Source organism: Marivirga arenosa (assembly GCF_030503875.2).
Classification (GTDB): Bacteria; Bacteroidota; Bacteroidia; order Cytophagales; family Cyclobacteriaceae; genus Marivirga; species Marivirga arenosa.
In genome coordinates this window covers 3,106,880-3,120,621 of sequence record NZ_CP129968.2, presented here as the reverse complement: position 1 = coordinate 3,120,621, position 13,742 = coordinate 3,106,880, and the positions used below count along the sequence as shown (strand labels likewise).

At 38.8% G+C, this 13,742-nt stretch carries 3 protein-coding genes; 2 read left to right on the top strand and 1 reads right to left on the bottom strand.

Translation table 11 applies throughout. From position 1 onward, the window contains the following. Window positions 1-125 precede the first annotated feature (125 nt). Window positions 126-2,396, bottom strand: coding sequence for an aconitate hydratase (locus QYS47_RS13380; RefSeq protein ID WP_322346712.1), 2,271 nt, complete (start codon window positions 2,394-2,396; stop codon window positions 126-128). Between the two features lie 369 nt (window positions 2,397-2,765). On the opposite strand from QYS47_RS13380, the gene QYS47_RS13375 reads away from it, so the two are divergent. Together QYS47_RS13375 and QYS47_RS13370 are read left to right on the top strand one after the other, a co-directional pair. Further along, complete coding sequence (locus QYS47_RS13375) at window positions 2,766-3,137, top strand: hypothetical protein (protein WP_322346709.1); 372 nt, start codon at window positions 2,766-2,768, stop codon at window positions 3,135-3,137. Window positions 3,138-3,140: 3 nt separating this feature from the next. Beyond that, window positions 3,141-13,727, top strand: coding sequence for a T9SS type B sorting domain-containing protein (locus QYS47_RS13370; protein WP_322346708.1), 10,587 nt, complete (start codon window positions 3,141-3,143; stop codon window positions 13,725-13,727). Window positions 13,728-13,742: the final 15 nt, after the last annotated feature.

The following is a 13,742-nucleotide window of genomic DNA, read 5'->3' as shown; positions in this document are numbered from 1 at the left end:
TTTAGTTGACCTAAATCCTAATATGAAATTGGATTGTATCTAAATATAGATTGAGTTTAAATAGGGTATAAAAAAAGGCTATCATATTAAATGATAACCTTTTCAATTTGGAGTTTATTAAATGATTAAGCTTTTGCAGCTTCTTCCTTAATTTTATTTAAAGCAGAGCCCGCTTTAAACCAACCTATTTGAGTATCATTATAAGTATGGTTTGCTTTGATTACATCTTTGCTTCCATCAGCATGAACTACCTCGATAGTGATTGGCTTTTCTGGAGCAAATGATTCTAAGTCAGTAAAGTTGAATGTATCATCTTCCTGAATTTTATCGTAATCTGCTTCGTTTTCAAATGTTAAAGCAAGCATTCCTTGCTTCTTCAAGTTTGTTTCGTGAATACGAGCAAATGACTTTACTAAGACAGCTTTTACTCCAAGGTGTCTTGGCTCCATTGCAGCATGTTCTCTAGAAGAACCTTCACCATAATTGTGGTCACCCACTACAATTGTTGGGATTCCTTTTGCTTTATACTCTCTTTGAGTAGCAGGAACCGCACCATATTCGCCAGTAATCTGGCTTTTTACTTTGTTAGTTTCTTCGTTGAAAGCATTTACAGCTCCAATTAAGCAGTTATCAGAGATATTATCTAAGTGACCTCTGAATCTTAACCAAGGACCAGCCATGGAAATATGGTCGGTAGTACATTTACCTAAAGCTTTAATTAATAATTTAGCACCGGAGATATTCTTACCATCCCATGCATCAAATCCTTCTAATAATTGTAGCCTTTTTGAATCCGGAGCAACTTTAACTTCAACATTGCTACCATCTTTAGCCGGCTCTTGGTAACCATTATCTTCTACTGCGAAACCTTCCTCAGGTAGCTCAGCACCAAAAGGAGGATCTAATTTTACTTGTTCACCTTTTTCATTAGTTAAGGTATCAGTTAAAGGGTTAAATCCTAAATCACCACTTATTGCAATTGCAGCCACCATTTCCGGTGATGTTACAAATGCATGAGTATTAGGGTTTCCATCTGCTCTTTTTGAGAAGTTTCTGTTGAAAGAGTGTACAATAGTATTTTTCTCACCTTTATCCGCACCTGTTCTCGCCCACTGACCAATACACGGTCCACAAGCATTAGTGAAAATAGTGGCGTCTAAATCTTCAAATATTTTTAGTAAACCATCTCTTTCTGCCGTATATCTAACTTGTTCAGAACCCGGGTTGATACCAAATTCTGATTTAGTTTTTAATCCTTTCTCAACCGCTTGTTTTGCTATAGATGAAGCTCTTGATAAATCTTCATATGAAGAATTGGTACATGATCCGATTAATCCCCACTCCACTTTTGTAGGCCAACCGTTTTTCTCAGCTTCAGCTTTTAATTCTGAAATAGGAGTTGCTCTGTCTGGAGTAAATGGACCGTTTACGTGAGGCTCTAAGGTAGATAAATCGATTTCAATTACTTGATCGAAATATTGCTCTGGATTAGCATATACTTCATCGTCCCCAGTTAAATGTTCTCTAACTTCATTAGCAGCATCTGCTACATCATTTCTATCGGTAGATCTTAAATAACGCTCCATTGCATTATCATATCCGAAAGTAGAGGTAGTAGCACCGATTTCAGCGCCCATATTACAGATAGTCCCTTTTCCAGTAGCAGATAATGACTGAGCACCAGGGCCAAAGTATTCTACAATAGATCCTGTTCCACCTTTTACGGTTAAGATTCCAGCCACTTTTAGAATAACATCTTTAGCTGAAGTCCAACCGTTCATTTTACCCGTTAATTTAACACCGATTAATTTTGGGAATTTCAGCTCCCAAGGCATACCCGCCATTACATCTACAGCATCAGCACCACCAACACCAATGGCTACCATGCCTAAACCACCAGCATTAACAGTATGAGAATCAGTACCTATCATCATACCGCCAGGGAATGCGTAATTTTCTAAGACTACTTGGTGAATAATACCAGCTCCTGGTTTCCAAAAACCAATTCCATATTTGTTTGAAACGGATTCTAAAAAGTTGAATACCTCACCAGAAGCGGTTAATGAACTTCTTAAATCTTCTTTTGCTCCTTCTTTAGCTAATATTAAGTGATCGCAATGTACAGTTGAGGGAACCGCTGCTTTATCTTTTCCAGCTTGCATAAACTGTAATAATGCCATTTGTGCAGTGGCATCTTGCATTGCTACTCTATCTGGAGCAAAATCCACATAAGATTTCCCTCTTTCAAATGCCGTTTTAGCATTTCCATCCCATAAGTGAGAATAAAGGATTTTTTCTGATAGAGTTAAAGGTTTGTTGACTACCTGTCTTGCCGCTTCGATTTTTTTACTCATTCCGGCATAAACAGCTTTAATCATGTCTATATCAAAAGCCATATTTATGTATGTTTAATTTTTAAAAATTGATCAATTTTCTGCAAAGATATAAAATTGAACCTGCTAATTGAAGTAGAAACATTAATTAATATATATTTGTAAAAATTCTAATTATCGATATAAAATACTGTTTTATAGAAAGTTAAGTTATAGTACTTAAAGTTTTACTTGTTTTTTATTGTTTATATTATTGGATCACTTATATTTGAATTGATAAAAAATCTAGTTGGGGAATTGTCTCCGTATGTATCTAATCTTAAGGAATTATATTATTCTTTCGATAAAATTATGATACATGTACCAAAAGGGTTTAGATTTGTAGTTTAAAAAGAAATTCTTTTTTTACTTTTGAAATTAAATGTGTTTAAAATGCGAAGTAAATTAACTCATATATGCCTTTTAATAGTGGCTTTTTTCTTTCTGTTTAGTTTTTCCACTAATGCCCAAGATTGTGATATAAACTTTAATTTTGAATATAATGAAGTTGAAAATGATTTTTTTCAATTGTCGTTAAAGAACTTATCTAATTCAGCTAATGAATTTACACTCAAATTGTACGATCTGAATGAAGGTAAGATAACTGAAGAGAAAAAAGTTTTTTTTAATAAAAATCAATCAAAGGTTGTATTTTCTAATCTTAAACTAGGAAGGTATACAGTTTACATATATAAGAAGAATTGCGATAAACCAATCACATTAGGTGGACCGACAGGAATAGATTTTAATGGTCAAAGTAATTAGAGTATGAAGGAGTTTTACAAATTTATAAAAAGCTTATTAGCTGTATTTATTTTAGTTTCATTTTTCAGTTATGAAGCTAAAAGTCAATGTCCTACTGCTGTAGCTGCTAATAAAAGTCACACTGATATTAGTTGTTTTGGCGCTAATGATGGAACAATTACTGTAGAAATTACAGATGGAACACCTCCATTTAATTTTGAATTATTTGACAATAATATTGGAAGTTTTGTTACTTTAAGCGTAACTAGGACAGTTAGTGGAGATGGAAGAACGGTTGTTTTTTCAGATTTATATCCATCTTCATTTCAAGTTGTTGTATTTAAATCGGGTTGCCCCACGATACAAGTAACTGATGGTTTATTTGGTTTTGTTATTGATGAGCCCACTCAATTAACGGCTAGCGTTAATACAGTTGTTAACGATTGTGATAACACTGGTATTGGTTCAATAGATATAGATGTTTCAGGCGGGACACCTGATGGAGGAGGTAATTATTTCTATTCATGGAGTAATTTAGCAACAACCCAAGATATTTCCGGTTTATCTCCAGGATCATATGATGTTACAATCACTGATGATAATGGTTGTACCACTAGTATCACAGGAATTACGGTTGATCCGGGGCCAGATGCAGGAACGGCAGGCACAGCGAATGCATGTAATAATGATGCATCGTTTAATTTATATAATGTATTAGGCGGTACACCAGATTTAACAGGAAGCTTTACGGCAGCGGGAACCAATCCGGAGGTGGTAACGATTAGCCAACCAGGCGATGGTTCTACTTCAACAGCAGACTTTGATGGAGTAGCATCAGGGGTTTATGTGTTTACCTACGAGGTTACCTCGCCAGGATGTCCACCAGCGACAGCGGATGTAACGATAACCGTAAGTGATGCACCAGATGCAGGTTTAGATACTACGGTAGATGCGTGTTCAGATGAGGGAGCTTTTGATTTATTCAGTGCATTAAACGGAACGCCACAAGCGTTGAATGGAACTTGGACGGAGGATCCGGGCAACCCAGCCACGAGTATATTAACTCAAGGAGGAGATGGAAGCACGGGAACAGCGAATTTGACTACAGCATTAGGTAGTTATAATTTTATATATACAGTAACCTCAGCAGGCTGTATAGATGCAGTAGCGACTTTAACAGTTAATGTGAATGCCTTACCGAATGCAGGAACAGCGGATGCAGCGAATGCATGTAATAATGATGCATCGTTTAATTTATATAATGTATTAGGCGGTACACCAGATTTAACAGGAAGCTTTACGGCAGCGGGAACCAATCCGGAGGTGGTAACGATTAGCCAACCAGGCGATGGTTCTACTTCAACAGCAGACTTTGATGGAGTAGCATCAGGGGTTTATGTGTTTACCTACGAGGTTACCTCGCCAGGATGTCCACCAGCGACAGCGGATGTAACGATAACCGTAAGTGATGCACCAGATGCAGGTTTAGATACTACGGTAGATGCGTGTTCAGATGAGGGAGCTTTTGATTTATTCAGTGCATTAAACGGAACGCCACAAGCGTTGAATGGTACATGGACGGAGGATCCAGGCAACCCAGCCACGAGTATATTAACTCAAGGAGGAGATGGAAGCACGGGAACAGCGAATTTGACTACAGCATTAGGTAGTTATAATTTTATATATACAGTAACCTCAGCAGGCTGTATAGATGCAGTAGCGACTTTAACAGTTAATGTGAATGCCTTACCGAATGCAGGAACAGCGGATGCAGCGAATGCATGTAATAATGATGCATCGTTTAATTTATATAATGTATTAGGCGGTACACCAGATTTAACAGGAAGCTTTACGGCAGCGGGAACCAATCCGGAGGTGGTAACGATTAGCCAACCAGGCGATGGTTCTACTTCAACAGCAGACTTTGATGGAGTAGCATCAGGGGTTTATGTGTTTACCTACGAGGTTACCTCGCCAGGATGTCCACCAGCGACAGCGGATGTAACGATAACCGTAAGTGATGCACCAGATGCAGGTTTAGATACTACGGTAGATGCGTGTTCAGATGAGGGAGCTTTTGATTTATTCAGTGCATTAAACGGAACGCCACAAGCGTTGAATGGTACATGGACGGAGGATCCAGGCAACCCAGCCACGAGTATATTAACTCAAGGAGGAGATGGAAGCACGGGAACAGCGAATTTGACTACAGCATTAGGTAGTTATAATTTTATATATACAGTAACCTCAGCAGGCTGTATAGATGCAGTAGCGACTTTAACAGTTAATGTGAATGCCTTACCGAATGCAGGAACAGCGGATGCAGCGAATGCATGTAATAATGATGCATCGTTTAATTTATATAATGTATTAGGCGGTACACCAGATTTAACAGGAAGCTTTACGGCAGCGGGAACCAATCCGGAGGTGGTAACGATTAGCCAACCAGGCGATGGTTCTACTTCAACAGCAGACTTTGATGGAGTAGCATCAGGGGTTTATGTGTTTACCTACGAGGTTACCTCGCCAGGATGTCCACCAGCGACAGCGGATGTAACGATAACCGTAAGTGATGCACCAGATGCAGGTTTAGATACTACGGTAGATGCGTGTTCAGATGAGGGAGCTTTTGATTTATTCAGTGCATTAAACGGAACGCCACAAGCGTTGAATGGTACATGGACGGAGGATCCAGGCAACCCAGCCACGAGTATATTAACTCAAGGAGGAGATGGAAGCACGGGAACAGCGAATTTGACTACAGCATTAGGTAGTTATAATTTTATATATACAGTAACCTCAGCAGGCTGTATAGATGCAGTAGCGACTTTAACAGTTAATGTGAATGCCTTACCGAATGCAGGAACAGCGGATGCAGCGAATGCATGTAATAATGATGCATCGTTTAATTTATATAATGTATTAGGCGGTACACCAGATTTAACAGGAAGCTTTACGGCAGCGGGAACCAATCCGGAGGTGGTAACGATTAGCCAACCAGGCGATGGTTCTACTTCAACAGCAGACTTTGATGGAGTAGCATCAGGGGTTTATGTGTTTACCTACGAGGTTACCTCGCCAGGATGTCCACCAGCGACAGCGGATGTAACGATAACCGTAAGTGATGCACCAGATGCAGGTTTAGATACTACGGTAGATGCGTGTTCAGATGAGGGAGCTTTTGATTTATTCAGTGCATTAAACGGAACGCCACAAGCGTTGAATGGAACTTGGACGGAGGATCCGGGCAACCCAGCCACGAGTATATTAACTCAAGGAGGAGATGGAAGCACGGGAACAGCGAATTTGAGTACAGCATTAGGTAGTTATAATTTTATATATACAGTAACCTCAGCAGGCTGTATAGATGCAGTAGCGACTTTAACAGTTAATGTGAATGCCTTACCGAATGCAGGAACAGCGGATGCAGCGAATGCATGTAATAATGATGCATCGTTTAATTTATATAATGTATTAGGCGGTACACCAGATTTAACAGGAAGCTTTACGGCAGCGGGAACCAATCCGGAGGTGGTAACGATTAGCCAACCAGGCGATGGTTCTACTTCAACAGCAGACTTTGATGGAGTAGCATCAGGGGTTTATGTGTTTACCTACGAGGTTACCTCGCCAGGATGTCCACCAGCGACAGCGGATGTAACGATAACCGTAAGTGATGCACCAGATGCAGGTTTAGATACTACGGTAGATGCGTGTTCAGATGAGGGAGCTTTTGATTTATTCAGTGCATTAAACGGAACGCCACAAGCGTTGAATGGTACATGGACGGAGGATCCAGGCAACCCAGCCACGAGTATATTAACTCAAGGAGGAGATGGAAGCACGGGAACAGCGAATTTGACTACAGCATTAGGTAGTTATAATTTTATATATACAGTAACCTCAGCAGGCTGTATAGATGCAGTAGCGACTTTAACAGTTAATGTGAATGCCTTACCGAATGCAGGAACAGCGGATGCAGCGAATGCATGTAATAATGATGCATCGTTTAATTTATATAATGTATTAGGCGGTACACCAGATTTAACAGGAAGCTTTACGGCAGCGGGAACCAATCCGGAGGTGGTAACGATTAGCCAACCAGGCGATGGTTCTACTTCAACAGCAGACTTTGATGGAGTAGCATCAGGGGTTTATGTGTTTACCTACGAGGTTACCTCGCCAGGATGTCCACCAGCGACAGCGGATGTAACGATAACCGTAAGTGATGCACCAGATGCAGGTTTAGATACTACGGTAGATGCGTGTTCAGATGAGGGAGCTTTTGATTTATTCAGTGCATTAAACGGAACGCCACAAGCGTTGAATGGTACATGGACGGAGGATCCAGGCAACCCAGCCACGAGTATATTAACTCAAGGAGGAGATGGAAGCACGGGAACAGCGAATTTGACTACAGCATTAGGTAGTTATAATTTTATATATACAGTAACCTCAGCAGGCTGTATAGATGCAGTAGCGACTTTAACAGTTAATGTGAATGCCTTACCGAATGCAGGAACAGCGGATGCAGCGAATGCATGTAATAATGATGCATCGTTTAATTTATATAATGTATTAGGCGGTACACCAGATTTAACAGGAAGCTTTACGGCAGCGGGAACCAATCCGGAGGTGGTAACGATTAGCCAACCAGGCGATGGTTCTACTTCAACAGCAGACTTTGATGGAGTAGCATCAGGGGTTTATGTGTTTACCTACGAGGTTACCTCGCCAGGATGTCCACCAGCGACAGCGGATGTAACGATAACCGTAAGTGATGCACCAGATGCAGGTTTAGATACTACGGTAGATGCGTGTTCAGATGAGGGAGCTTTTGATTTATTCAGTGCATTAAACGGAACGCCACAAGCGTTGAATGGAACTTGGACGGAGGATCCGGGCAACCCAGCCACGAGTATATTAACTCAAGGAGGAGATGGAAGCACGGGAACAGCGAATTTGAGTACAGCATTAGGTAGTTATAATTTTATATATACAGTAACCTCAGCAGGCTGTATAGATGCAGTAGCGACTTTAACAGTTAATGTGAATGCCTTACCGAATGCAGGAACAGCGGATGCAGCGAATGCATGTAATAATGATGCATCGTTTAATTTATATAATGTATTAGGCGGTACACCAGATTTAACAGGAAGCTTTACGGCAGCGGGAACCAATCCGGAGGTGGTAACGATTAGCCAACCAGGCGATGGTTCTACTTCAACAGCAGACTTTGATGGAGTAGCATCAGGGGTTTATGTGTTTACCTACGAGGTTACCTCGCCAGGATGTCCACCAGCGACAGCGGATGTAACGATAACCGTAAGTGATGCACCAGATGCAGGTTTAGATACTACGGTAGATGCGTGTTCAGATGAGGGAGCTTTTGATTTATTCAGTGCATTAAACGGAACGCCACAAGCGTTGAATGGTACATGGACGGAGGATCCAGGCAACCCAGCCACGAGTATATTAACTCAAGGAGGAGATGGAAGCACGGGAACAGCGAATTTGACTACAGCATTAGGTAGTTATAATTTTATATATACAGTAACCTCAGCAGGCTGTATAGATGCAGTAGCGACTTTAACAGTTAATGTGAATGCCTTACCGAATGCAGGAACAGCACAAACTCCTGCAAATGTATGCGATTTTCCTGCCAGCTACGATTTATTTGGTATGTTAGATGGTAGTCAAGATGGAGGGGGAGTATGGTCACAAACAACTGGCCCTAGTTCTTTAACAGTTAGTCCTTTTACTGGTGATGTAGATCTAAGTGCAGCTGCAGTAGGTACTTACACTTTTACTTATACAGTACCAGGCTCAGGAGGTTGCAACAATGCGTCAACTGTTGTACAGATAAATATAGGTGCTATTTCCTTAAGTGGAGTTGTGTCAGATGCCTCTGGATGTGGTGTTTCAGATGGTGGTATTGACCTTACTGTAACAAGTAGCTTTGGTGGAACTGATACTTTTACCTTTGATTGGACAGGTCCTAATGGATATACAAATACACTAACTGGTGTTTCAGATGGAGATATCACTAGCGTAGAAGGTGGAACATATAACGTTACAGTTACATCAGATAATACAGGCTGTGTAACTACTGCATCATTTGTAATAAACGAACCGATACTATTTACAATTGATAACTTCACATCTACTGATCAATCTCAATGCGGGCTTGATGATGGTGCTGTAAGCTTTGATATAGGAAGTGGTACTGGACCATATAATTACTATATTGTTGATACAAATACCTTAGTAGAAGTAGATAGATCAGATGCTGACCCATCTTCTACCTATAGCTTTGCATCCTTAGCACCAGGAGATTATGAAGTGTTTGTCGAAGACGGAGCATGTACTGATTCAAGAACGTTTACAGTGGCTCCAGCTACATTAGTTGGTGGAATTACAACTACAACAAATCAAACGCAGTGTGGAGTAAATGATGGCTCCATAACTTTTGAAGTGACTACAGGTGTAGGACCGTTTAACTATTATGTTGTAGATACAAATACTTCTACGGAAGTGGACAGATCAGATGCTGACCCTTCAACTACTTATAGCTTTTCATCTTTAGCACCAGGTAACTATGAAATTTTCGTAGAAGAAGGTCCATGTGTAGATTCTGAAACATTTACTATTAACCCAGCTGATCAAATTGCTGCTATAGTAAATTCATTTACTGAACCTAATTGTGGTGCAACAGATGGTGTTATTTCACTGGAAGTAACGGATGTAGGTAATGATTTTGATGTTACTTATGATGACGGGATAAATCCACCAGTTACTAGTACTGTAGTAGCCGTGACTGGCCCTCAAACTGTAGATTTAACAGGATTAGGTCAAGGAAATTATACAATTACCATAACTGACAATTCTACGACTTGTGAAGTGGTTTTAAATCAGTTATTAAATGAAAATGCGCCATTTGATATTGATAATTCTGCTACTTCTATAACTAATATATCCACCTGTGGTAGTACAGATGGTGCTATTGACGTGGCTATTACTGGTTCATTTACAGGTCCAACTACATTTACATGGACAGGCCCAGCTGGATTTACAGATCCAAATACTGAAGATTTAACTGGATTAGATATAGCTGGTGATTATCAATTGACAATTGAGGATGCTGGTTGTACAATAGTGAGTAATATATTTACAATTACTGCGCCAACTCCACCGACTTCTGTAGCTGGAGCAGATTCTACTATTTGCTTACCTACAATCCAACTTTATGCGGATGCCTTAGCAGCTGACCAAGTTGGTGAATGGCAAATTGTAAGTCAGCCTGCAGGAGCAACTGCTAATATTATTGATCCAACCAGTCCTACCACAAGTTTTGAAGATTTATTTGAGCTTGGTGATTATACTTTAGCTTGGATTTTAGAAAATACATTAACAAATTGTTCTGATAGTGATACCATAGTAATTACAAGAAAAGATATTACAATTGCTGATGCAGGAACGGATATTGAAACCTGTAGTGGTATTGTAGCATTATCTGGTAATGCAAGTGGAGTAGACGAAACAGGGACATGGTCAATTATTAGCTCACCAGCAGGAGCTGTAGCTGATTTTGATGATGCTAACATTGAAAATACTAATTTTAGTATTAATGATTTAACGGTATCAGGTGATTATGTTATCAGGTGGACTATTACAGACGATAATAATATATGTACTGAAACATTTGAGGATATTACTATTACCTATGAATTGGCACCAAGTGCTGGTACTTTTAATACAGCTCCTTCGGTAAATCTTTCAACAGGAGATAGTCCTTTTGATTTATTTACTCTATTAGATAATGAAGATACAGGTGGAACCTGGGCTTTAACATCTTCTAGTAATGCAGGTGGTACTGACCCTAGCTTTGATGTAAATACTGGTGAAGTAGACCTTTCTATTGCAAGTACAGGAATTTATGAATTCACGTATACGGTAAATGGAACCTTAGCATGTGCGACAGATTCAGAGACGGTTACTATAGATTACTTAAATTTCGAATGCGAAGACACCAAATTTACAGCAATAACTGAAGATGCTACTTGTCAAGGTGTTCAAGATGGTGAAGTGTTCTTGTTTTTACAATCAGTAAGTAATGTAGATTCCTTAGATATTACGATCAACTCAGTAGTTATGGATACCTTCTCCATAAAATTAGGGAATCCAGGTAGTGGTAATTTGGCGCAAATTGATACTACTTTCTTCGCTGGAAATTACGAGGTGATTCTAAAAGATTTAGTAAATAGTTGTGAAGATACCATATCTGTGCTCGTGGGTCAAAAGCAATCAATTTTACCGTTAATCAATACTTCTGATGCAACTTGTGATAATCCTGTTGGGCAAATCCAGGTTACTATAGATGGTACATTTGATTTTGTATTATTAGATTCAACTGATGCACCATTAGATACCACTAATACTGGTCTTTTCACTGATTTAGCTCCAGCTAAATATGGTATTGCATTTAATAATACTGGAGGATGTCAGATAGATACTGTTAAGAATATTATAATAAATGAACCTACTCAGGTTTCTAATAGTGCTCTTGATTTAACAGTAGTAGAACCAAGTTGTAATACAACTACTGCTCAAATCTTAATCAATTTTGAGTTAGAAGGGGAGTATCTGTATCAAATTTTAGATACTGCTGAAGTGGTTATTGATTCTATTACAACTGATTCGGGATCATGGACATTAGAATTGGATACATTAGGTCTATTTGAATTAGTGGTTACTAATATTGATAATCCTGGAGTATGTGAGCCAAATAGTAGAAACTTCAATATCGAAAGATCTGGAGGATTTACTGCCACTGTCGTAGATAAAACTGATGTGGTTTGCTTTGGTGATAATACTGGTTCAGTTACGATTGAATTGGATGGTATTGGAAGTGGCTTTTATTCTTTAGATGGATTTATTTGGAATGAATTCATATCTGGAGAACCAATCACAGGTTTAACAGCACAAAGAAGTATTCTTGTGAGTGATCAAGGAGGTACTTCAGAATGTGAACAATCCATAACTATCGATATTCAACATCTAAGTCAACCTATTGAATTTGTAGGTAATGCAAATATTACTTTGGTAACTCAAGCGAGTTGTACAACTGCAGAAGAAATTGGAGTAATTAAAGTACCTGAGGTTACAGGAGGGGTTGCACCTTATGTATATTCAATTGATGGTGACTTAGTTGAATTAGATAGCGATAGAAATATTTCAGGTTTAGCTAGAAATGCAGATGAATTAACCATCACTGATGCTACTGGTTGCTCAGAGACATTTGATATAAGATCAATTGTTTCTCCGAATGAAATCAGAGCGGAAGTAGTTGAAATAAATCCTACTAATAATTGTGTGGATGAGCCTGAAGGAATATTAGTAACCATTGATCAAACCACAATTGATAATGTTCCTGGTCCATATAATTTAATAATAAATAAAGTAAATGATACTACCACTTCAGAATATGTGTTGAATATCAATACAAATGGAAGTAGAGAGTTTACGATTTCTCAATTTGATTTAGATAATAATGTTCCTTTTGAAAAAGGAGCTAGATATCGTTGGACAATAAGAGCAACTGATGATGATCAAGCTTGTTCAGCAGATAATTTTGTAACCATAAACGGTGGCGCTATTATCCCTACTTTTGATATTCAAGCGAATGATGTAGCTTGTTTCCAAGAGTCTGGTTCAATTGAAATATCTAATATTGTAGCAGATGAAACTATTCCTTTGAATATTGAAGTGTATGAAGGGAATGATGTTGATCCAACTCAAATTTTCACATTGAATTCAATTCCGGAAAGCAGAATGTTCTTAATCGATCAAAGTCTTTATGGAATGGTTGCAAGGGGGGATTATATTATCAAATTGACTCAACAGCCTGACAATTGTAATAGTGTAATTGAGTCTGAAAATGCAGCCATTTTTATTGATGCTCCAGTAAATCAATTGAATGTAGAGCTTGTACCTGAACCAAACTTGCCTCCAGGAATAGAAAGGGAAAGAGCGGATATGAATCCTATGCCTACTACAAGACCAGATCAAGCGAATGGTTCAATTAGTATTAGATTAGTAGAGCCAACTTCTGGTGCAAATGGTTACTCTGCTCAAATATTCTTATTAACTCCTTTAGGTGGAAATAATAGTGCAGATTATATCTTACCAGAAGAACCTATAGATTTTGGAGCTGATCAGACTATAACATTTGATAATTTGCTACCGGGTGTGTATGAGATTGAATACTATGATACATTCGGATGTGGAACGGATGGTAGTAAATTAGTATTTGATGGAGAGGGATCTTCTGATATTACAGTTGATTTCGATAGAAGTCCATTCATTCCAAACGTATTTACTCCAAACAATGACGGTAAGAATGATTTCTTCAGAATTTTAAATCTACCTGATAATGGTGCTGAATTGGTAGTTACAAACAGAAATGGTACTATCGTTTACAGAGATAGTAACTATAGAAATAGCAACCTTTGGGATGGTGGGGACAACCCTGATGGAGTTTACTTCTACCAATTAACAGTAGATGGAAATACTCAAAGCGGTTGGGTTGAAATCATAAGAGGAAGAAGATAAAAGTTTATTTAACCG

What these genes read in the sequence shown, in the direction of transcription:
- QYS47_RS13380 (WP_322346712.1), bottom strand. Translation starts at nt 2,396, where the DNA reads ATGGCTTTTGATATAGACATGATTAAAGCTGTTTATGCCGGAATGAGT.
- QYS47_RS13375 (WP_322346709.1), top strand. Translation starts at nt 2,766, where the DNA reads ATGCGAAGTAAATTAACTCATATATGCCTTTTAATAGTGGCTTTTTTC.
- QYS47_RS13370 (WP_322346708.1), top strand. Translation starts at nt 3,141, where the DNA reads ATGAAGGAGTTTTACAAATTTATAAAAAGCTTATTAGCTGTATTTATT.